The 21,353-nt window shown below is 56.1% G+C and carries 22 protein-coding genes; 14 read left to right on the forward strand and 8 right to left on the reverse strand.

The window, feature by feature from the left end; genetic code table 11:
- Positions 1 to 115: 115 nt before the first annotated feature.
- On the forward strand, positions 116 to 1,567 hold the full coding sequence (glgA, locus tag VFU50_15205) for a glycogen synthase GlgA (GenBank protein HEU5234208.1): 1,452 nt from the start codon (positions 116 to 118) through the stop codon (positions 1,565 to 1,567).
- Position 1,568: 1 nt separating this feature from the next.
- On the opposite strand, the gene VFU50_15210 is transcribed toward glgA, so the two are convergent.
- Positions 1,569 to 2,720, reverse strand: a complete 1,152-nt coding sequence (locus tag VFU50_15210; GenBank protein ID HEU5234209.1) for an alpha/beta hydrolase — start codon at positions 2,718 to 2,720, stop codon at positions 1,569 to 1,571.
- 23 nt (positions 2,721 to 2,743) lie between these two features.
- A complete protein-coding gene (locus VFU50_15215; GenBank protein HEU5234210.1) occupies positions 2,744 to 4,414 on the reverse strand; it encodes a ribonuclease J in 1,671 nt (556 codons plus the stop codon).
- Between the two features lie 298 nt (positions 4,415 to 4,712).
- Here VFU50_15215 and dnaX point away from each other — a divergent pair, with 298 nt between their 5' ends.
- From dnaX to VFU50_15235, 4 genes are all read left to right on the forward strand, one after another.
- Positions 4,713 to 6,614 carry a DNA polymerase III subunit gamma/tau gene (gene dnaX / locus VFU50_15220; GenBank protein ID HEU5234211.1) on the forward strand — a complete coding sequence of 634 codons (1,902 nt, stop codon included), beginning with the start codon at positions 4,713 to 4,715 and terminating at the stop codon, positions 6,612 to 6,614.
- Between the two features lie 17 nt (positions 6,615 to 6,631).
- The gene (locus tag VFU50_15225) at positions 6,632 to 6,937 is read left to right on the forward strand and encodes a YbaB/EbfC family nucleoid-associated protein (GenBank protein HEU5234212.1); all 306 of its coding nucleotides are present in this window, start codon (positions 6,632 to 6,634) and stop codon (positions 6,935 to 6,937) included.
- Positions 6,938 to 6,987: 50 nt separating this feature from the next.
- Positions 6,988 to 7,587: a recombination mediator RecR gene (gene recR, locus VFU50_15230; GenBank protein HEU5234213.1), complete on the forward strand. Its 600-nt coding sequence runs from the start codon at positions 6,988 to 6,990 to the stop codon at positions 7,585 to 7,587.
- Positions 7,588 to 7,810: 223 nt separating this feature from the next.
- A complete protein-coding gene (locus VFU50_15235) occupies positions 7,811 to 8,251 on the forward strand; it encodes a PPC domain-containing DNA-binding protein (protein HEU5234214.1) in 441 nt (146 codons plus the stop codon).
- An 11-nt stretch (positions 8,252 to 8,262) separates the two neighbouring features.
- On the opposite strand, the gene VFU50_15240 is transcribed toward VFU50_15235, so the two are convergent.
- Positions 8,263 to 8,433: a hypothetical protein gene (locus VFU50_15240; protein HEU5234215.1), complete on the reverse strand. Its 171-nt coding sequence runs from the start codon at positions 8,431 to 8,433 to the stop codon at positions 8,263 to 8,265.
- 181 nt (positions 8,434 to 8,614) lie between these two features.
- Here VFU50_15240 and VFU50_15245 point away from each other — a divergent pair, with 181 nt between their 5' ends.
- Complete coding sequence (locus VFU50_15245; protein HEU5234216.1) at positions 8,615 to 8,983, forward strand: hypothetical protein; 369 nt, start codon at positions 8,615 to 8,617, stop codon at positions 8,981 to 8,983.
- 97 nt (positions 8,984 to 9,080) lie between these two features.
- Here the strand turns inward: VFU50_15245 and VFU50_15250 are convergent, their stop codons facing one another.
- Entirely contained in the window at positions 9,081 to 9,344 is a 264-nt protein-coding gene (locus VFU50_15250; GenBank protein HEU5234217.1) for a YtxH domain-containing protein, read from the reverse strand.
- A 220-nt stretch (positions 9,345 to 9,564) separates the two neighbouring features.
- Between VFU50_15250 and VFU50_15255 the strand changes: the two genes are divergently transcribed.
- The 7 genes from VFU50_15255 (at position 9,565) to VFU50_15285 (ending at position 16,514) form a co-directional block, all read left to right on the forward strand.
- Positions 9,565 to 9,828, forward strand: a complete 264-nt coding sequence (locus tag VFU50_15255) for a CDGSH iron-sulfur domain-containing protein (protein ID HEU5234218.1) — start codon at positions 9,565 to 9,567, stop codon at positions 9,826 to 9,828.
- Between the two features lie 81 nt (positions 9,829 to 9,909).
- On the forward strand, positions 9,910 to 10,212 hold the full coding sequence (locus VFU50_15260) for an antibiotic biosynthesis monooxygenase (protein ID HEU5234219.1): 303 nt from the start codon (positions 9,910 to 9,912) through the stop codon (positions 10,210 to 10,212).
- A 180-nt stretch (positions 10,213 to 10,392) separates the two neighbouring features.
- Positions 10,393 to 11,337, forward strand: coding sequence for a branched-chain amino acid transaminase (locus VFU50_15265; GenBank protein ID HEU5234220.1), 945 nt, complete (start codon positions 10,393 to 10,395; stop codon positions 11,335 to 11,337).
- 283 nt (positions 11,338 to 11,620) lie between these two features.
- Positions 11,621 to 13,390, forward strand: a complete 1,770-nt coding sequence (aspS, locus tag VFU50_15270) for an aspartate--tRNA ligase (protein HEU5234221.1) — start codon at positions 11,621 to 11,623, stop codon at positions 13,388 to 13,390.
- Between the two features lie 184 nt (positions 13,391 to 13,574).
- Positions 13,575 to 14,627 (forward strand): hypothetical protein, encoded by a 1,053-nt coding sequence (locus VFU50_15275; GenBank protein HEU5234222.1) that lies wholly within the window; start codon positions 13,575 to 13,577, stop codon positions 14,625 to 14,627.
- 320 nt (positions 14,628 to 14,947) lie between these two features.
- Entirely contained in the window at positions 14,948 to 15,853 is a 906-nt protein-coding gene (proC, locus tag VFU50_15280; protein HEU5234223.1) for a pyrroline-5-carboxylate reductase, read from the forward strand.
- A 7-nt stretch (positions 15,854 to 15,860) separates the two neighbouring features.
- Positions 15,861 to 16,514: a class I SAM-dependent methyltransferase gene (locus VFU50_15285; GenBank protein HEU5234224.1), complete on the forward strand. Its 654-nt coding sequence runs from the start codon at positions 15,861 to 15,863 to the stop codon at positions 16,512 to 16,514.
- On the opposite strand, the gene VFU50_15290 is transcribed toward VFU50_15285, so the two are convergent.
- The 3 genes from VFU50_15290 to ychF form a co-directional block, all read right to left on the reverse strand.
- On the reverse strand, positions 16,515 to 16,871 hold the full coding sequence (locus VFU50_15290; GenBank protein ID HEU5234225.1) for a YbjQ family protein: 357 nt from the start codon (positions 16,869 to 16,871) through the stop codon (positions 16,515 to 16,517).
- 112 nt (positions 16,872 to 16,983) lie between these two features.
- A complete protein-coding gene (locus VFU50_15295; GenBank protein ID HEU5234226.1) occupies positions 16,984 to 17,712 on the reverse strand; it encodes a ZIP family metal transporter in 729 nt (242 codons plus the stop codon).
- Positions 17,713 to 17,715: 3 nt separating this feature from the next.
- Positions 17,716 to 18,798 (reverse strand): redox-regulated ATPase YchF, encoded by a 1,083-nt coding sequence (gene ychF / locus VFU50_15300; GenBank protein HEU5234227.1) that lies wholly within the window; start codon positions 18,796 to 18,798, stop codon positions 17,716 to 17,718.
- Positions 18,799 to 18,998: 200 nt separating this feature from the next.
- Here ychF and VFU50_15305 point away from each other — a divergent pair, with 200 nt between their 5' ends.
- The gene (locus VFU50_15305) at positions 18,999 to 20,489 is read left to right on the forward strand and encodes an alpha-amylase family glycosyl hydrolase (GenBank protein ID HEU5234228.1); all 1,491 of its coding nucleotides are present in this window, start codon (positions 18,999 to 19,001) and stop codon (positions 20,487 to 20,489) included.
- Positions 20,490 to 20,643: 154 nt separating this feature from the next.
- On the opposite strand, the gene VFU50_15310 is transcribed toward VFU50_15305, so the two are convergent.
- On the reverse strand, positions 20,644 to 21,294 hold the full coding sequence (locus VFU50_15310; GenBank protein ID HEU5234229.1) for a UdgX family uracil-DNA binding protein: 651 nt from the start codon (positions 21,292 to 21,294) through the stop codon (positions 20,644 to 20,646).
- Between the last annotated feature and the right edge of the window lie 59 nt (positions 21,295 to 21,353).

Genomic DNA, 21,353 nt, shown 5'->3' on the forward strand with positions numbered 1-21,353 from the left:
TTGCCTTGGCCCTTCGATTCTGCTCTGTTGCGAGCAGCACGATAGGGCCTTCCGGACAGCGCCTTTCGTCTCGGGTGGCTGGCGGAAACCTGAATCCACGCCGAAGGAGCTCTGGATGCGAATCACCTTCGCCGCCTCGGAAGGTGTGCCTTACTCCAAGACAGGCGGTCTGGCCGACGTCGTTGGAGCGCTGCCTAAGGCGCTCGCGGCGCTCGGTCATGAGATCACCGTCTTCCTTCCGAAATATAAGCAGTCGCGGCTCAAGCAGGAGCACGTGGTCATTCCCAATCTGACCATTCCTATGGCAGACCACCTGCTCTTCTGCCAGGTTGTCGACGGCGGCAAACACGATGGAGTGCAATTTTACTTTGTCGATCACCCGGAGTTTGCCTTCCGCGACGGCCTGTACGGCGACAGCCGAGGGGACTATCCGGACAATGCTGAGCGCTTCACGATGTTTTGTCGTGCGGTGATCGAGTCCTCGAAACGCTTCGGTCCTCCGGATGTCTTTCACGTTCATGACTGGCAGGCGGCGCTCATTCCCGTCCTTCTCCGCAACCAGTATGCATCGGATACGGATTTCTCACGCAGCGGCACCGTACTGACAATTCACAACATCGGTTATCAGGGCATCTTTCCCAAATCGGTAATGCCCAAGCTGCTGCTTCCCTGGACGCTCTTCACCATGGATCGGCTGGAGTTCTATGACAAGGTTAACTTTCTGAAAGGTGGAATCGTCTACGCCGATTATGTGACCACCGTCAGCCGGACATATGCGCGCGAAATTCAGACAAGAGAATATGGATTTGGGCTGGCAGACACAGTACGCGCCAAGCGCGATCGCGTCGTCGGCATCGTGAACGGCGTAGATTACGGTGAATGGAATCCGGAAACGGACCGCTACCTTCCCGCAACGTTTTCCACTTCTGATCTAAGCGGCAAAGTGAAATGCAAGCTCGCCTTGCTCGACGAATACGGGATTCCCAAGCAGAAAGCCGATTGGCCCGTAGTAGGAGTTATCTCCCGCTTTGCCGCGCAAAAGGGATTCGATCTGATGGAAGCGGCGTTGCCGCAACTTCTCACCGATGAGATGGTGCTGCTTGTGCTCGGAACCGGCGATGTCCATTACGAGTCGATGTTCCGCACTTTGCACAAGCGCTTTCCCGATCGCCTGTGCGTGAAGATCGCTTACGACAATCGCCTTGCACACCTCGTCGAAGCTGGCTCTGACATATTCCTGATGCCGTCCCATTACGAACCTTGCGGTCTGACGCAGATCTACAGCATGCGTTACGGCACGGTGCCGGTTGTTCGATCGACTGGTGGCCTCGAAGACACAGTCGAGCAGTGGAATGCGAAGACCGGGAAGGGAACTGGGTTCAAGTTCTCCGGCTACACTGCTCCGGAATTGCGCGCCGCGGTTCGCCAGGCCCTTACGACGTTCGAGAAGGAAGCCGAATGGAAGCGGCTCATGCTTAACGGCATGCGCCAAAATTTCTCATGGGAAGAGCCGGCGCGTGAATACGCTGCGGTCTACGAGAAAGCACATCGGTTACAAACAGTCTGATTCATCGCCGCTCCTCATCCGCGTCCTTCAACATCAGTGCGATCCAGTGAATCACCGCGAGCTGGTCGCGCCATCCTGGCGCTTTCTCCAAACTCACGTGTGAAATCGCGCGGCTGATCAGCGCTTCCTGCAGTTCACCGTTGGGAATGTCGCGCGCCAGCCATTCAGTTTCTGAAGGTGGAATCACATCGTCGCCTTCTCCGTGAACCAGCAACACCTTCGCTTTGAGACTCTGAATGTGGTCATGTGGGGAGACGGCAACTGCTTCGGCTGTGTGTTTGTCCAGATCGGCCAATAGTTTGTCGCGGAAGAGCTCGCGACGACCATCAAAAATATCCTTCATCAGCCGCTGCCCATCGGGAGAAAGCTGGGCCGCTCGGGTGTTCGCCTGCTTTAAATCTTCGTGAAGCAACAGCCGCAGCGATTCTCTTGCGCCCTCCACATCGGCAGGAGCGAAAAAGTCCTCGGGATGCGAGTAGATTACGATCAGCCAGCCATATTCGTTAGGCGGGGTCGTCAGCAATGTTCCATCAGGCCAGCGCGTTTGACCCTCAACTAAGTAGTGCTCGACGCGCTGGACATCATCTTGCGCCCCGACTGCCGCAACAAAGGAAATGTCGTCCGCGTACTTAGGATCAGCGGCCGCCATGAGCGAGAGTCCCCCGGCAAAGCTCAGTCCGAGCACCCCGACCTTTTCTCCAGCGCGATGCGAAAGAAACTGAGCCGAGGTTCCGATTAGGTCGATGGACTGTGGCTCAACACGGTACTCCGCGAGCGCGTCCACTTGTGGAGTCAGTACCTCCACTCCAGACTCCGCCAATGATTTAGCGAAATTAACAAGACGGGGTTCATTCATGCCGAGTTGATGCAGCCCGGGAACCACGACCATTGCTGGCGGATTCTCAATGTTGCTGGGAAGGTAGAGGCGCGCGCGCGACAATCCTGTTGTCGAGCTAAAAGTAAGCGTCTGGATGTCATACGGATGTTGATCGAGGCGAGCGGTTAAACTTCTTTGTTGCGACATGCGCGCCAGCAGCGACATCGCACGAACGTGCTCGCGCGCCGCGGGCCAGAGTAGAAGCAGGATAATGGCGAACAGTAAAAGGACAATCTTGAGAAGCTTGTGCCTGTTTGGACTTTTCTTCTGTGTCACAGCAGGTGAAGGCTGCGTCACGTTTAGATCTCGAGAATCACCGGCATGATGAGCGGTCGGCGGCTGGTTTGTTTATTAATGTAACGCTTTAAGTCTTGACGGATTTTTTCTTTGATCACGCCGTAGTCGGCTTTTTCTTCCTGGCTCGAAAGTTCGAGCGTACGGCTGATCACCTCGCGAGCATCGGCGAGAAATCCGTTCTCTGCGCCGGCGGCTGCAAAGCCGCGCATCACTATTTCAGGAATGGACTCAACGCGTCCGGTGAGCTTGTTGATTGCGATGATCGGCAGCACGATTCCATCTTCACTGAGATGGCGGCGGTCGCGGATGACAAGATCTTCGACTACATCGCTGCCCGAACCAGAATCAATACAAACGCGTCCGACGGTAACCTTTCCCGCCTTGCGCGCTCCAAGTTCGTCGATTTCCAGCACGTCTCCACTTTCGAGCATCAGCACGCTGCCGACTGCTCCATGCATCGATCCCGCAAGCTCGGCGTGACGCTTGAGCTGACGGTACTCGCCATGAATGGGAACGAAGTAATGCGGCCGGACGAGATTAATAATCAGACGAAGCTCTTCCTGGCTCGCGTGTCCGCTCACGTGTACCGGCGAGCCGGAGCCATCTTCATAGATCACGTCGGCATTGCGTCGATAGAGGTGATCGATCATGCGAAAGATGGCTTTTTCATTTCCGGGAATAATGCGCGACGAGAGCACGACAGTGTCGCCCGGCTCGATTCGCGCGTGTTTGTGATTATCCACCGCAGCACGCGACAGAGCCGACATCGGCTCCCCTTGTGTTCCGCTGATGAGTACGCACACTTTCTCCGGATTAAAATCGCGAATTTGTCCAGGATGGATCAGCGTGCCTTCGGGGATGTGCAGGTACCCGAGATCGAGCGCGATCTCGGTGGCTTCATTCATCGACCGACCAACGAGCGCCAGCTTACGTCCATGCTCGAATGCCATGTCAGCCACGAGCTTGATGCGATGGATTGAAGACGAGAAACAGGAGACGAACAGCCGCCGCTTCGTCCGCGTGAAAATTTCTTCAAATCGCGGACGAACCGCGCGCTCGCTAGGCGTATATCCGGGTCGTTCGACGTTCGTCGAGTCCTGCAGTAGGAGCAGCACGCGCTCTTTGCCGTACTCGGCGAACTGATGCAGGTCGAAGAGCTTTCCATCGGTCGGAGTTGGATCGACTTTGAAATCTCCGGAGTGAATCACGACTCCCAGAGGCGTATGGATCGCCAGCGCCACGCAATCAACTAGGCTGTGAGTCACGCGCAATGGGTGAATGAGAAACGGTCCAATCCGGAAGCGCTCGTTCGGTTCGATTTCGTTGAGTACAGCAGAGTCGAGCAGGCCATGCTCTTCCAGCTTTCCTTCCACGAGAGCAAGCGTGAATTCAGTCCCGTAAACAGGAAGATTCAGCTCAGAAAGAATCCATGGCAAGCCGCCGATATGATCTTCGTGTCCGTGAGTGAGGAGAATGGCGCGAACTTTATCGCGATTTTCGAGGAGATAACTGATATCGGGAACGACGATATCGACGCCCAGCAGCTCCGATTCGGGAAACATCAGCCCTGCGTCGATGACGATGATGTCATCTCCCCACCGCAAAGCCATGCAGTTCATGCCGAATTCGCCAAGGCCACCCAACGGCACGACCTGAAGTTTGCCCGAACTCATCGAGAGTCGATGCTAGCACACATAATGATGCGCACTTCACCGGGGTTGAACACGGATGGCACGGAGGTCACAGAGGAAACATGAGATGTGTTTCGGCGAAGGATCCTGTGGCTCCCTTCAGAGCGGATCAGCGCTCGACAGATCTTTTCGGAGACTTCGATTCCATTATCTATGTGCGCATGAGCTACATTCATCTACTTCGACCGCCCACTGCACCGACCTCTGTGCCCTCCGTGTCCTCCGTGTTCAAATCTCGGCCGCACACTTTCGACGGTATAATCGACTGCAGTTTCCCGCCATGAGCTATCAGGTCCTCGCCCGGAAGTATCGTCCTCAACGCTTTTCTGACGTAATCGGGCAGGAGCACGTCACTCGCACGCTGCAGAACGCGATTTCCCAGCAACGCATCGCTCACGGATATATCTTCAGCGGACATCGGGGCATCGGGAAGACGACCATTGCACGCATTCTCGCGATGGCGCTCAACTGCCGCTCGACCGATAAGCCTTCTGCGGAGCCTTGCGGCGTCTGCGACTCCTGCCAGGAGATCAGGGCAGGGAGTTCGGTCGATGTAATCGAAATTGACGCGGCCACCAACCGTGGCATCGACGAGATTCGCGAGTTACGAGATGCGGCGCGATATCGTCCGGCGCGCGATCGCTACAAGATCTACATCCTCGACGAAGCTCACCAGATCACCGACGCCGCCTTCAATGCATTGCTGAAGACTTTGGAAGAACCACCGGCGCACATGGTCTTTATGATGGCCACTACGCAGCCGGAGGACATCCCGCAGACCATCCGCTCGCGGTGTCAGCATTTCAGCTTTCATGCCGTCCGCTTCGACGATATCGTGCAGCAGTTGCGCGACATAGCTGCTCAGGAAAAGATCAATGCCGACGATGGCGCGCTGGCCGCTCTGGCCGAGGCCGGCGACGGCTCAATGCGCGATGCGCTCTCGATCATGGATCAGGCGATTGCCTGCTGCGGTATCTTTGACGGCGATTCCAGCGCGAAGCTCACGGCAGCACAAGTTCGAGGGCTGATGGGAACGGTTTCCTCTGACGTGCTGGTGCACGCGATGGAATGTGTTCATCGCAACTCCAGCGAGGATCTGCTCAAGTTGCTCGATCGTCTGATGACCGAGGGGCAGAGTCCATCGCACTTCGCCAAACAGTCGGTTCGCTTTCTACGCAACGCTGTAGTCGCGAAGATTGCCGGCGGAGACTCGCCGCTGCTGCAGATTTCGTCGGATGAGAAGCAGAAGGTAGCTGCTATTGCCGCACTGTTTTCCGAGGAAGACCTCACGCGATTCTTGAACATCATTCTGCGCACTCACGACGAGCTTGGATATCGCCAGGAGCAGCGCTTTCATCTCGAACTGGGCATGTTGAAGATGGTGCATGCGCATCGCCTGCTTCCGCTGGAAGATTTGCTTAGCCAGGCAAATGCAGCTGGATCTGGAATTCCGATGCGGCCCGCAGCGCCAGCAACCAGCAGCGGTTCCCCACGAGGTGTTGAAACGAGAATCTCAGCATTGGGTTCGTTACGCCCGCAGTCCCCGCAGGCTGCTTCTGGGCCATCTCGCGTTGTTTCCCCATTCGAAGCCGACCGTCTGCGGAAGATCCGCTCGTCCGAACCCGAAGGCTCGACTACTGCTTCAATCTCGGATTCCGCTGCAGAGCTACAAACGCGTGGGAGCTTAGCAATGGCCGCAGTGTCTGCCGCAGCCACTGCATTAGCGGTCGCCGAAGCTCCGGAGGAACCCGCGCCAGCCGCGGAGCCGAAGGATGTTCGGCTTGAAGATCTGCGTTCTGCTCTGATCGGTGTGCTCGAAGCCCAGAGCCAGGCTACTGCTGCAGATCTGCTTGCCCGGGGAGAGTGGAAGTTCGAAGGCAATCAGCTCAATCTTCGGCTGCCCCTTTCCGAAAAGGTGATTGATTTGAGCTTGAGCGCGGATGCACGCCGATTGCTGACGCAGGAAGCGGCTCGACTCTGCGGTCGTCCCATCAAGCTGACTGTCGCCGGAGGCGGAGTTGCGCAGATTCCGGTGGAGCGCGGCCTCAACGGAAATGGAAACGGGAATGGCAACGGCGCAGGAGGTGCGCGCCAGAGGGCTGCCGAAGATCCGATCGTACAGCGTATGCAGGAGAAGTTTGGCGCGGAAGTTCGCACCGTAGTCGATTTAAGAAAGAAATAGTTGGAGACACGGCGAGAATGGAATTCAATCCCAAGGAGTTGCTGGCCCAGGCACAACGCGCTTCCCAGGAAATTCAGGAAAAGATGCGTGCCACTGTTGTCGAGGCGTCATCCGGAGGCGGCACGGTGACGGTGAAGATGAATGGCCAGAAACAGGTAATCTCGGTCAAGATTGATCCGGAAGCGGTGAAGTCAGGCGACGTCGAGATGCTGCAGGACCTGATCACAGCTGCAGTGAACGAGGCTGGGCGCAAAGTCGACGGAATGATGCAATCCAATTTGGGAAGCATGCTGGGTGGAATGAATCTGCCGGGATTGTTTTAACGCGTTTTCTTCCTTCGCCTGCACCATAAGTCCAACTGAGTCGAGGCACCTTGTCAAAATTCGCCGAGCCGATGGCGCGGCTCATCGACGAACTGAAGAAGCTGCCGGGCATCGGTGGCAAGACGGCGCAGCGGCTCGCCTTCCACATCCTGCGCGCCAGCAATGAAGACGCCGAACTGCTCGCCGAGGCAATTCGCCGAGTGAAGGCAAGTCTCCGTCTCTGCTCGATTTGCAGCAACATTACCGACGTAGATCCCTGCGTATATTGCAGCAGCGCCACACGCAATCAGCGGCTGGTGTGTGTTGTCGAGGAACCGACTAATATCGGGGCGATCGAAAAGACGCGCAGCTACAACGGCGTCTATCACGTGCTGCACGGAGCACTATCGCCGTTACAGGGTATCGGACCGGAACATCTGCGGCTGGCAAGCTTGAGTCAACGCGTCGAACGGGGTGATGTAGACGAGCTGATTATTGCCACTAATCCCACAGTGGAGGGCGAGGCGACAGCCGTCTACATCCAGCGCATGCTCAAGAACTCTGCTGTGAAAATGACGCGCATCGCTACAGGTATCCCAGCCGGGAGCGACATTGAATATGCCGACGAAGTCACGATGGCGAAAGCCCTCGAAGGAAGACGCGAGCTGTAGCATTGCTGCCTGTTCGCGTGTGTAATCGGCCGGGGCCGATAACGTGTCCCTCCCGCTCACGCAGCTCCCGGGGTTCCCACCGACTTGTGCAACTGCGGCTCGCATCCCCACCTGCGATTGCATAAAGAGTTGGACGCAGGGCGGTACTCAAGCATCGAACCAGACCAGAGGTTCAAATTGGGCATAGCAGGGAAGGACTGCTGCCCAATTTCAGGGGGACAAAGTGCAATCGAAGCTTTTATCTGAAGAGAACAAGCTAAAAACGTTTGCGCTAGCGTTCGACAAGAATGATGACGTTCTTCCCCTCCTGCTGCAATTTGCCGAGGAGAACAACATCAGCAGCGCTCGCCTGAGCGGGATTGGGGCGTTCCAGCGTGTGCGCCTGGGCTATTTCGATCGCGAGCGCCGCGAGTATCAGCCAATAGACATCAACGAGCAGGTTGAGTTGCTCTCATTCGTCGGAAATCTGGCGCGCAGTGACGGCAAGCGGAAGCTGCACGCTCATGTGGTTGTGGGTAAGCGCGATGGCACTGCCCATGGCGGCCATTTACTGGGTGGAAGCGTCTGGCCGACCATGGAGGTGATGGTTATCGAAACTCCTGCGTATCTTCAGCGGACAATCGATGAAAGTACAGGATTAGCTTTGCTCGACTTAGCCGCCTGATTGCGGAGCGACTAGGGCTTGAGTTGCTGAGTCTTCATCCAGACGCGGGTAAAAAGATGCACGATCAGGAAGGCTACTGCGAATGCGAGCAGAATCCACATTCCTGCAGTAATGGTTTTGACGATGGCCCACGATATGAGCCAGATGATAAACAGTATTATCGCGACAAAGAGAAGCCACATCGACTATCACCTTATGAAAAACCGTGAAGCTAACTTGTTCGATGCGATAGCACCGTGTTTGTTGTAGGAAAGTTGCATAACGTATGACCTGTTGCACCAGCAAGCCCTCAGCGCCACATACTCCCACCGTCGCGGCACATCGAACTCATCAGCGCTACAAGAAAATCATTGGAGGTTTTCCGTGAAAGTACAAGGAATGCTGAGGGCTGTGTCTGGACTACTGTTATCAGGCGCGATGGTGTTTGCAGTCAATGCCTTTGCTCAACAAGACCAGAGCAACAATCAACAGATGCAACAAGAAAAGCAGGACATCAAGGGTGCAGTGAGTCAGGCCAAGGGCCAATACGGGACTATGCAATCCACGCTCTCACAGATGAAGGGCGATGAGGGCAAGGTCAGCGATCAGGCGACAAAAGACTACATGCAGAAGAATGATCAAATGTGGCAACAGGCTCTGCAGCAAGAGAAAGAGGTAGGCAGAGCAGCTAAGCAGGCGCATCAGCACCACAAACAGAAAGAGCAACAGCAGAGCAGCAGCAACCCGCAATAACTACCCAAATCGGTTCAACTCTGCCGCTGATTCCAGCGGCGGAGTTGATTACTATTCGTGAACAGCTGCGCCGGTCTGGCCTTTGCGTAGGAAGTCACTACCCGATTTTCTCAGTTGGCTGACTCGCAATGTTTGGCGTTGCCTTTTCTACCGCTGCCTCTGCAGCCTGCCGGCCTAATTTCGCACCTAAGTCGCCTGCTTTGGCTTTTGCAGATGCGGCTATCTGTCTAGCCTTTTGTTGCGGCAACTCTGGCAACTCACGCGCTTTCTCAGCCAGGCGACGGCGCGTCTCCTTTCCAGGGGCGGGAGCATAAAGCAGGCCGAGCGTAACCCCGAGCGCGAATCCGAATAGGAACTTCATACACTTTTCCTCATAGTTGGCGTTTTCTTCTGACCTAAGATGCGCGCTGAAATCTGCGGGAGTCCTGAGGTTCGTACCGCAGAGAATCTCCGATGCGTTGCCGTCGGTCTCTCACCACGGGCAAATGAGTCGTTCGACTCCATTACTATTTGGAGAGCCCAGGTTGGTATTCAAGAATAGCGCCTCCGGATACACTGATGCGGGAGGCTCACTGAACTCAATGGCAGACGTAAAGATCACTGTAAAGCCGAATGGCCCATATCGTGTCGAAGGCGTAGTTAAACTGGTGGATGCTGAAGGTCGCGAATGGGACCTGACCGGCAAGCCTGCTTTCTCGCTGTGCCGCTGTGGGGCCAGCACCAATAAACCTTTCTGCGATGGAACGCACTCGAAGCTAGGCTTTCAAGCTGCCGAAGCTGCGGTCCGAAAAGAAGAGACGGCGCAAGGACAAGCTCCGCCTCCCAATCCTGTTACCAAAATGTAGTTGAGCGCTCAACAACGGTCGCACCTCTGCCCTTAGACGCGCGCAGGCAGAGGCTTGTTAAAGCGATATCCAGAGCCGCCAATGATCTACGTCATGTGGGAGTTTCAGGTAGCGCCCGAAAACCGCTCCAAATTTGAGACGGCGTACAAAGGTGACGGAATCTGGGCTCAGCTTTTTCAGCGTGATGCAGCTTATGTCGAAACCATACTCGTCAGAAGCGACGAGCATGCAGGCACGTACCTGACGATCGATGTCTGGAAAAATCGCGAGTCCTATCTGCAATTCAAACAGCGTTTTGCTGCCGACTACGCGAAGATAGACAAAGATTGCGAGGCTCTTACCGATTCGGAACGGCTGATCGGCATCTTTGAAAAGATTGTTTGAACGCGGAGGCCGAATGAGCGGGAAGACCTGTTAATGCGGGCGAGTCTTAGATCTCGCTCCGCATCGCACTCGCCCCATCGTTCTTGGTTCGGAGCTACTTTCATGGTCTGCAGAGCAGAGCGTCCGAATATAATGGTGAGTTCCATCATTTTTCTGCGAATGCATTCCTAAGGAGCGCGCATGGCAATTCCAAAATCGGAAAAAATCTGGCATAACGGCAAGCTGATCAACTGGGATGACGCCAAGCTGCACGTCATGTCGCATGTCGTGAACTACGGCTCGTCGGTATTCGAGGGCGTGCGCTGCTACAAGCATCCGAATGGGGCGGGAATTTTTCGCGCTCAGGAACACGCCGAGCGACTGATCCACTCGGCCAAGATCTATCGCATGGACGTGCCGTTTTCTGAAGACGAAATTGTTCAAGCGATGGTTGATACTGTGGCCGCAAATGGAGTGTTTCCATGCTACATCCGCCCTATCGTGCTCAGAGGGTATGGCGAGGCTGGAGTGAACCCGCTCGGATCGCCTGTTGAGGTTTACATCTGCAACTATGCTTGGGGGAAGTACCTCGGGCACGGGTCCCCAGACGAAGGCGTGGATGTGTGTGTTTCTTCCTGGAATCGGATGGCCCCGAATACGCTGCCCGCGATGGCCAAGTCCGGCGCGAATTACATGAACTCGCAGCTCATCAAGATGGAAGCCATTCTTAATGGATATGTCGAGGGAATTGCCCTCGACGTGAATGGCTACGTGAGCGAAGGTTCGGGTGAGAATCTCTTCCTGGTGCGCAAAGGCACTGTATACACCGCGCCGCTTGGAAATTCGGTGCTGCCTGGTATCACTCGAGCGAGTGTGATTGAGCTGGTGAAAGAACTAGGCTTCCCAATCGTCGAGCAGATGATTCCCCGCGAGATGCTCTACATCGCCGACGAAGTCTTCTTCACGGGCACTGCGGCCGAGATCACGCCGATCCGAACGGTGGACAAGATCACCGTCGGGAACGGCAAGACCGGTCCGGTCACGCGCGCCCTGCACAAGGAGTTCTTCGACATCGTCGAAGGCCGCGCGCATGACCGCCACGGCTGGTTCACGCAAGTGCCGGTAAAGCAAGCAGTGACGGTTTAGCGGGTTCGTAATTCAGATCGGGTGATTTGGTGATTTCTCGATTCGATCAAGTCATCCGAATTTGTCTTCTCCAGCGTTCAAACGTGGCGAGCCGCACTGCACGTTGATCAACCCATCGTTCGGCCATTGACAATCGCGAAATCGCGAAATCACCAAATCGCGAAATGACTCCGTTCCCAATTTCTCAATTCCGCAATTAAGATGAAGGATTACCCATAACCTCAAGGACTTCACCTTGCCAGAAACTCAGCTCGACCTGCTTGGAAACCTCGAACGAAGCACCATGTGTGGCACGCTGACGGCCGGCGATGCCGGTAAGAATGTCACCCTAATGGGATGGGTGAATCGTCGCCGCGATCTCGGCAATTTGATTTTCATCGATCTGCGCGATCGCAGCGGCGTGGTCCAGGTGGTCTTCGATAACGAGCGGAATCCGGCGCTGCACTCGAAAGTGGAAACTGTGCGCTCTGAGTACGTCCTGGCTGTAGTGGGATCGGTGAAGCGGCGCGACCCGGCGACCGTAAACAAGAATCTGCCCACCGGTGAGATTGAAATCGTCGCCAACGAATTGAGAATTCTCAACGATTCGAAGACTCCTCCGTTTTCTCCGGCCGAACCAGCCATTTCGAATGAAGAGCTGCGCCTGAAATATCGCTACATCGATATGCGTCGTCCGGAGATGCAAGCCAACATCGCGATGCGTTCGCGCGTCTCGCTGGCAATTCGCAAGGCGCTGTATGAGCGCGGTTTTCTCGAAATCGAAACACCGTTCATGACGCGCAGCACGCCCGAAGGCGCGCGCGACTATCTCGTGCCGAGCCGTGTTTATCCAGGATCGTTCTACGCGCTGCCGCAATCACCACAACTCTTCAAGCAGATCCTGATGATCTCGGGATTCGATAAGTACTTCCAGATCGTCCGCTGTTTTCGCGACGAAGATCTGCGCGCCGACCGGCAACCTGAGTTCACGCAAATCGATCTGGAGATGTCGTTCCCAAGTCAGGAGCGTGTCTTCGAGGTCGTGGAGGCCTTCTTGGTCGCTGCCTTTCGGGAAGGCGGGATCGAACTCAAACCGCCGTTTCCTCGCATGAAATACGACGATGCGATCCGCAAATACGGCATCGATAAACCGGACATGCGCCTGCCCGCGATATGCGACGTGCGCGAAGCGTTTACCGAGGAGAACCTGAATGCTCTGACTCTTGATCCGCTGCTACCGGTGGTTGCAGTCCGTATTCCAAAGGTGGGGGAGCTCTCGCGCAAGGAGCGCGACGAAAACAAACAGCTCTTCGCCGCCAAGCCTCCCGCCAAAGTCATCGACGACCTGAAGCGCCTCGAAAAGAGCTTTCCCGATTCGGTCACAAAGCTGCGCGCGATGTGCGAAGCCGAAGGCGACGATCTGCTCGTGTTGGTTGCAGGAGGGCCCGTCCAGGATCGTTCTCCGATCGCGGTGCGCAAAGCGGCAGAAGCCGTGTACACCTCTGCCGGAACCCTGAGACTTGCGCTTGCCCAAAAGTACAAAGATAAGCACGGAGGGTTCAGCAAGAAGGGGACTGCCGAGGATTACAAGTTTCTGTGGGTCACTGACTTTCCCATGTTCGAGTACGACGACAAGGAAAACCGGTGGAATGCGGCTCACCATCCCTTTACCTCGCCACACGAAGAAGATTTCGGCAAGCTGCTCTCCGATCCAGGAGCGGTGCGTGCACTGGCCTATGATATTGTCCTGAACGGTACCGAATTGGGATCGGGATCCATTCGTATTCACCGCCAGGACATCCAAAAACAAATATTCAACGCTCTAGGAATGACCGACGAGGAAGCGCGTTCCCGATTTGGATTCTTTCTCGAAGCGCTGGAATATGGAACCCCGCCACACGGCGGAATTGCGCTGGGGCTCGACCGCATCGTGATGATTCTCGCGGGCGCTGATAGTCTGCGCGAGGTAATTCCATTCCCGAAGACGGCCAAGGCAGTGGATCTAATGGTCGATGCGCCGACCCCCGTCAGCCCTGCCCAACTACGGGAACTGGGGATCACCGTAAAAAGATAGCTTTCGACGTCGCGGGTTATCGCATGTGCGAATGCCGAACATACGTCTCACCCCTTCGTCTGCTTGTTCACCTCAGAATCGTTACTTGAGGACATGTACGTTCAGTAGCCCTCCGTCTGCTGGTTATCTTGTCGCGCTTCCATCCGGTTCATACGATGGAGTCCCCCCACCATCGAGGATGTTGATGAAATTCTGCAGCATTGGACGAATACTCATCTCTCTCGCGTGCGCTGGATTGTTCGCGCCTCAGGCGTTCTCGGCCAGCGCGTCGTTGCCACCGAATACTGCTCTTCAAGTGCGGATCGACGAGCGCATCTCCAGCAATACGGCGAAAGTGGGCGACGTATTTCATGGAACACTCGTGCAACCGGTGGTTGTGAATGGCAAGATTCTCTTCGACAAAGGAACTGAAGTCACCGGACAAGTCCTTCAGCAGCACAGCTCAGGGCGGCTGAGTTCGCCGGGACAATTAACGCTGGCCCTCACTTCAATCAGTGGAGGGTGGTTCCGTTCCTACGACCTAACAGTGACGCCGGTCGTGATTACCGGTGGATCGCATACAAAGAGCAACATCGCCAAGATAGGAAGCGGCGCTGCAGCGGGCGCAGTGGTCGGAGGCGTCGCCGGAGGTGGAAAAGGCGCTGCGATCGGCGCTGGTGTGGGCGCGGGTGCAGGTACAGTGGTCGCAGCCGCGACCGGTAAGAAGGAAGCCGTAGTCGAGTCTGAGGCGGTGCTCACATGGTTCACACCAGGCGCACCAACTCGACAGCCTAGCCCCAATCGCGCAGAGACTGCATTTCGTGACGATCACGATTCGCGCCGTTACGACGACGATGACAGACATTACGCAAAGCGCGGCAATGGTCACAAACGGGACCGGGAAGATGATGAGGACGAAGATGATGATCGCGATGGTGACCGTGGCCGCTATGCAGTTTTCAGCGACTCCGATCGCGATATTCTGCGCGGCTGTCTCTCGGGCGACGATTACTCGAATCTCCCACCGGGACTCGCGAAGCGCGACCGTCTGCCTCCTGGTCTGGAAAAGCAGTTACAGCGCAACGGCACCTTGCCTCCAGGACTACAAAAGCGCGTACAGCCTCTCCCGCATTCCTGCGAGGTGCGCCTGCCGCGACTACCCAGAGATTGGGAGCGCGTGATCCTTGGAGGGCGTGTGATCCTGGTCGATCAGACGCAGCGCATTCTCGACATCATCGACATCTATACGCGCGACTAGTAATTTCCTTGATTTCGCGATTCCCGTGATTTCCAAATCACGAAATCGCGAAATCGGGAAATCCACGAAATTCGAACATCCGGCCGAGATGGGTACCACCTTATCCGCTTGCATTCCCCCGGTAATCCGGCGTAAAGTTCACTCAATGTTCTTGCGGAGCTTCAACCCGCCGATCCCGTGCCCGCCGCCGGCGTGTGCGCGATGGTGTGGTTGGATGGAAGACGCCTAAGAACAGATAAATTCGGCATCATCCAAAGACCTGCATCGCGAAAGCGTTGTAGGTCTTTTTGTTTTTGCGCGAATCACGAGAGGAGAAGAAGATGAGTATCAGTTACGGTCGAGGAGACCACATCGCCGTACTCGGAGCAGGGAAGATGGGCAGTTCACTCCTTGCGGCCATGATCAAGAGCGGCAATGGAATTTTTGCCAATGCGACTGCGACGGTGAAGCACGCTCATCGCGCCGCAAGCGTGTCGAAACAGCTCGGCATGAACGTGGGGACCGACAATTCGGCGGCCGTACGCAATGCTGGCGTGGTACTGCTCTGCGTTAAGCCGCTCTTCATGCAAGCCGTTCTTCAGGAGATCCGATCAGAGCTGAACGAGGATGCGTTGATTATCTCTATAGCCAGTGCAGTCACAACCCAATCGATCGAAGCAGCATTGGGCCGACGACTTGCCGTCGTACGCGCAATGCCGAATACAGCGTGTCGAATCGGGAAGGGCATGACCGCCTTGTGTGCCGGACGGTTTGCAACTGCCGACCATCTGGCGCGAGCGGCGGAGCTTTTCGCACTGATGGGACGCACCGCCGAAGTCGACGAGGCAATGATGGATGCGGTCACCGGCCTCTCGGCCAGTGGGCCCGCATTCATCTACACAATTGTCGAAGCGCTCGCTGAAGGTGGCATTCGCATGGGCTTGCCTCGCGATCTGGCGACCACATTGGCAGCTCAAGCAACTTTGGGCGCCGCCTCGATGGTGCTCGAGACGGGGCTACATCCAGCCATTCTGAAGAGCGAAGTCACCACGCCGGGAGGATGCACCGTGGAAGGCTTGCTCGAATTGGAAGAAGGCAGCATTCGCGCTACGCTCATAAGAGCGATCGACACGACCACGCGTAAAGCCAGCACGCTGGCTCGTCCGAGCACGAATGGCGCGCAGGAGGTCGAATCGTTTTCGCATCGTCAACACGTGAGTGCCGCAGGAGAAGGCAGACCGGCTTAGCAAACGAATGGGAGTCGCCGCACATCTTGGCATTGATCTGGCGCAATACGACGCGCGCATCCGCACATTCATACCGCATTACGAGGAAATGCTGGATGTCGCTGCTTCGTATGTCGATCCCGCTTCGGGAATCATTGTCGATCTCGGAGTTGGAACGGGAGCACTTTCTGCTCGCTGTCGCGCCTTCGCGCCCGCAGCAAAGTTCGTGGGCGTCGATTCGGATCCAGAGATGTTGAAAGCTGCAGAAAGGCGTGTTTCGGGTGCGCAGTTTATCTGCAGTTCGTTTCTTCGTTGCGAGATCCCGCCCTGTGATGCCATCGTTGCTTCCTTTGCTCTGCACCATGTACGCACGCGCAGCGCCAAACGTGCTCTTTATCAGCGGATCGCCGTAGCGCTTCGTTCCGGAGGCCAAATCGTCAACGTTGATTGTCAGCCAGCGCAGGAGAAGAGGATCGCGAAGCGCCAGTTTGAGGCCTGGAAAACTCATTTGCGATTGTCCTATGACGAGCGGCAAGCGGGCGATTACCTGAGCGCGTGGGCGAAAGAGGACGTATATGTGCCGCTTGCTTCGGAGATCGTGCTCATGGAGGACGCAGGCTTCCGCGTCGAAGTCCTTTGGCGCAAAGACGCATTCGCGGTTCTGCAGGGCAGGCGATCCTAGCTACTGCGGAGCACGTTCCACAACCACCGCGGTTCCATAAGCCAGTACTTCAGTGACTCCCTGCATGATCTCAGTAGCGTCGTAGCGAGCGCCGATCACCGCATTCGCTCCGAGGTCTCCAGCGTGCTTCAGCATCAGATCGAAAGCTTCCGCACGCGTCTTTTCGCAGAGATTGGTAAGCAGACTGATGTTGCCGCCAACCAGTGTCTGCAATCCAGCTCCGATGGTTCCGAAAATGGAACGCGAGCGGACCACGATTCCGCGGACCACGCCGAGTGTTCGCACCACGCGATATCCGGGAAGCTCGAAGCTGGTTGAGACCATCTGGTGGCCAGGTGTGCCCGAGTAGGTAGCCATGTGGAAATTATCGCGCGATGAGAAACCGACAAGTTGGAATGAATTCAAACAAACAATAGGCGTCCGATCTCATTCTTTAAGAGGCACAGCGATAAAAACGCCGAGTTTCAGATCAAACGCGGATCCAACTATCCAGTACTAGGAGCACGGCTACTCCAACAAAGACGAGCAGTGCCATTCTGATTCCGGGCTCCTTATTCACTTCTGGAATCAGATCAGACGCGGCAACATACAACGTGACACCCGCAGACAGCGGCAGTCCGACATGGAGCATCGGTGCAAACGCGCGCATGGCAAGTACGCCCAGCAGAGTGGAAGCCCCTAGGATCACCGATGAGGTGAACGCCATGCGGCGAGAGCGTCCGCTGGCCAGCATCACCGAGCCGACGGTGAAGCCTTCTGGAATTTTATGCAGGAATACGGCTATGAAGATCACCCATCCCAACCAGTTCGAAATCAGGAATCCGGAGGCGATCGCGATCCCGTCGAAGAACGTGTGGACCACCAGGCCGAGCAGTACCGAATAGCTCTTGTGCGTGTGGATGAACTCCCCGGCGTGCGTTTCTTCCCCGAAATGGAAATGAGGGACAACGGTGTGCTCGAAAAAATGAACGAGAAAGTACCCCAGCAGCAGGAATGCCGGAGCATGTTTCGGCGCAATGCGCAGGCTCTCGGGGAGCATCTCGACTAACGCTGTTGCCAGCATGAATCCCGATCCGACCGCGACAAAGTAGCGTAGATAACGCCGCTCCCAATGACGCTGAATGATGATCAGGCCACCCACGCCGTCGGCCATCGCCGCGGTGAGTCCCAGGATGATAGTGAGAGCGAGAGGGGACATCGTTCAGGCGCTGTGGCGGATGTGCATCACGTCGCCATCGCGCACGATGTAGTCTTTGCCTTCAAGTCGCAGCGTGCCGCGCGAGCGCGCGTTGGCCTCTGAACCGGCTTCCAGAAGCTGATCCCAATGGATCGTCTCAGCGCGAATGAAATGCTTCTCCAGATCGGAATGGATCGCTCCGGCCGCTGCCTGCGCGCGGGATCCGCGCTCGATCGTCCAGGCCCGGCATTCGTCTTCACCGACGGTGAAGAATGAAATGAGTCCGAGTAGCTCGTAGCTTTTGCGAATGAGGCGCACGAGACCGCTCTCTTTTAAGCCATAGCTTGCGAGAAACTCCGCGGCTTCTTCGTCGCCCATGTCCGCGAGCTCGGCTTCCACTTTTCCGCAAATCGCGGTGACTCCTGCGTTTGGACGCGAGGCATACTCGGTCAACTTGTACTTTGCCGGAGCTTGTTCCAGATCGGAACCGAGCGTGGAACTCTCATTCACGTTCAGTACATAAAGGATTGGTTTTTGGCTCAAAAACATGAATCCGCGAATGCGCTTTCTATCTTCGGGTGACATCTCCATCTCGCGCAGCGGGCGCTCGGATTCGAGATGCGCCTTAGCACGCTTCAGCAGATCGAACTCGCGCTCCAGTTCGGCCGACTTCATTTTCTTCAAATCTTTTTCCAGACGCTCCAGGCGCTTCTCGATCTGGCCGAGATCATTGACTACCAGATCGAAATCAACGTTGCGCGCGTCGCGCAGCGGGTCGATTTCACCAACATGAGGAATCGAGGGCTCGTCAAATGCACGCAGCACGTGAATGAGAGCGTCAACCGTCCTCAGATTGTTCGCGTAAGCAGATTCTTTCAACGCCTCCTTACCGATAGCGGCGACGTCAGAGTATTCCACGGTTGCATGAATGAGTTTCTTTGGACTGTACAGGGCCGAAAGCTTATCGAGGCGCTCGTCGGGTACCTTCGCAATCCCAATATGGGCCTCACGCGGATTGTGTCCACGCTCCTCCACTTGAGCTTTGGTCAGAATCTTGAACAGCGATGTCTTGCCCACCTGAGGCAGGCCGATAATGCCAGTCTTCATGTATATGGAAACCTACTGCGATGGATATGAGCCTGAACGCAATCCTCTATCTTAGCAGTGAGCCGATAAAGACAACCGTTCAGCGGCGCAGCAGACGAGCGCCGCGCCCGGACCTGAGTTCGCTGTCATGACACCTCCACGAAGCGAATAGAATCTCTGCATCACCACTGGCAAATGATTGCTGGTGCTGCAAATCGCTAATGAGCACTCTTCCTTCGCTGAGGCGGCATCCGCAGCTTTACGAAATCAGCACACTGCAGTGGTTATCCAAGCTAAGCCGCAAATTAGGCCAGAAGGTATTGCTGGGCGATGTTCCCGTTTCAGAATGGGAGCGCCTGCGAGCTCTTGGCTTCGATCTCGTTTACCTCATGGGCATATGGAAGCGGAGTACGACAGGCCGCCTGCTGTCGCGCAGCCATTTGCCGCTTTTCTCTCGATATGACGAGGCGCTTCCTGGCTGGACGCTGGAAGACGTCGCCGGCTCGCCATTCTCGATCGAGCGATACGAACCCGATCCGCTGATCGGAAGCCGGGAAGATTTGGAAGCTGTTCGTCGCCAGCTTAACGACCTCGGAATGCGCCTGATTCTCGATTTTGTGCCGAACCATACAGGGCAGGACCATCCCTGGGTTCTTGAACATCCCGAGTATTACGTTCGCGGCGATCTCGCGGCGTATCGTAAGGCACCCGGCGATTTTTTCATGAGCGAAGGCGCGAATGGCAGGCCGGAAGTGATCGCGTACGGACGCGATCCGAACTTTGCTCCGTGGACCGACACCGCTCAGCTCAACTATTTCAACCCGGAACTGCGGGCAGCGATGATCGAGCAGATTCGCCGCATCGCACAGTTCTGCGATGGCGCGCGCTGCGACATGGCGATGCTGCTGCTCAATGACAGCTTCCATCAGAACTGGGAGCCATTGTTGGAAGGGATAGCTGCGCCTGTGGAAGAGTTCTGGCGCGAGGCGACGCGGGCGGTTACGGACTTCATCTGGATCGCCGAAGCTTATTGCGATTGCGAGTGGGCCCTACAGCAGCTTGGGTTTAACTTTACGTATGACAAGCGGCTCTATGACCGCCTGCACGATGGGTTTGTCCGCGACGTTTATCTGCACCTCAAAGCCGATTGGGAGTTCCAGTCGCGCTCGGTGCGCTTTCTTGAAAACCACGATGAAGGCCGCGCTGCGACGGCTTTCGGCAAGAACCGGCTGCCGGCGGTCGCGGTTCTCGCGTGTACCATTCCGGGAATGCACTTTCTCAACGATGGGCAGCTCGAGGGCCTGCCGACCCAAGCCGTTGTGCAGCTCGCGCGCACGCGAGAAGAAGTAAGTGATGCTGAAGTCTTAAACCTATATGAGCGGATATTAAGGATCGTCGATGCTGCTGAGTTCCACGGCTCAAATTGGAAGCTGCTCGAAGTCGAAGATTCGAGCGACCACACGGCTTCAGATCTTATTGCTTACCTGTGGACTGGACAAGGAAGCTATCGGCTCGTTGTAGTGAATCTTGGCGCGGGAATCTCTACCGGGAGAATCTACCTTCCCACAGAGATGCTGCGATCACCTTCGCTGCGTTTCGATGACGTGCTGAACGGGCACGTATATGAACGGCAAAGCTCAGACCTGAAGCAGTGGGGATTGTTTATCAAGCTGGATGGGTTTGCTGCGCACGTGTTCGCGGTACCGATCTAGCCAATAATGCGAGCGCCTTTGCAACGCGCGTCAGTACCGTTCGCGGTAGCGAATGGGTCAGCAGTACGTCGCACTCACCCATCCGCTACCGCGGACGGTACTGACTTTCAGTGATTCGCTGTCGGAATCGGCAGCATCCATAGTTCAAGCCGGTTCAAGCAGCTTTCCTACTGCTATGGATGTGCGAGGCCACTACGCGGAGGTCATCGATGAACTTGGCCATCTCAGCGTGGCGGGATTCGTCATCGGGCGCTCGCAAAATCGAGGAAGGGTGGACTGTGGCAATAATCGGAGTCGCTCCGGTTGAAATTACTTTCCCGCGACTTTGAGTGACGCGGAAATCGCGTCCGAGCAGAGCCTGCGCCGCCGTCGCTCCGAGTGCGACGATGACTTTTGGCTTAACCACATTCACTTCTTCGTCGAACCACGGACGGCACGCGGCAATCTGCATTCCGTTAGGCTTCTTGTGAATGCGGCGCTTGCCGCGCGGTTCCCATTTGAAATGCTTTACGACGTTGGTTACATAAACGTCATCGCGGTCGATGCCTGCAGCAGCAAGCGCCTTGTCCAGAGCTCGGCCCGCAGGACCGACAAACGGACGTCCTTGCAGATCTTCATCGTTGCCCGGCTGCTCGCCAACCAGCATCACTTCCGCGCCCGGCTTTCCTTCTCCAAACACAGTTTGCGTACCGCGCTGCCATAGATCGCAGCCACGGCACGACTTTGCGGCCTCGCGCAGCGCCGGAAGTGTCTTGCGCGCCGGCAGGAAATTTGCAGCCGAAATGGAGCGAAGCTTGGGAGACATAAGCGCTCTCAATCTTGGATGACGAGAACGCCGCTTGCGGTACCCTGCAATTGTCGGCG

The sequence above is a fragment of the Terriglobales bacterium genome (assembly GCA_035764005.1).
Lineage (GTDB): Bacteria > Acidobacteriota > Terriglobia > Terriglobales > Acidobacteriaceae > Gp1-AA112.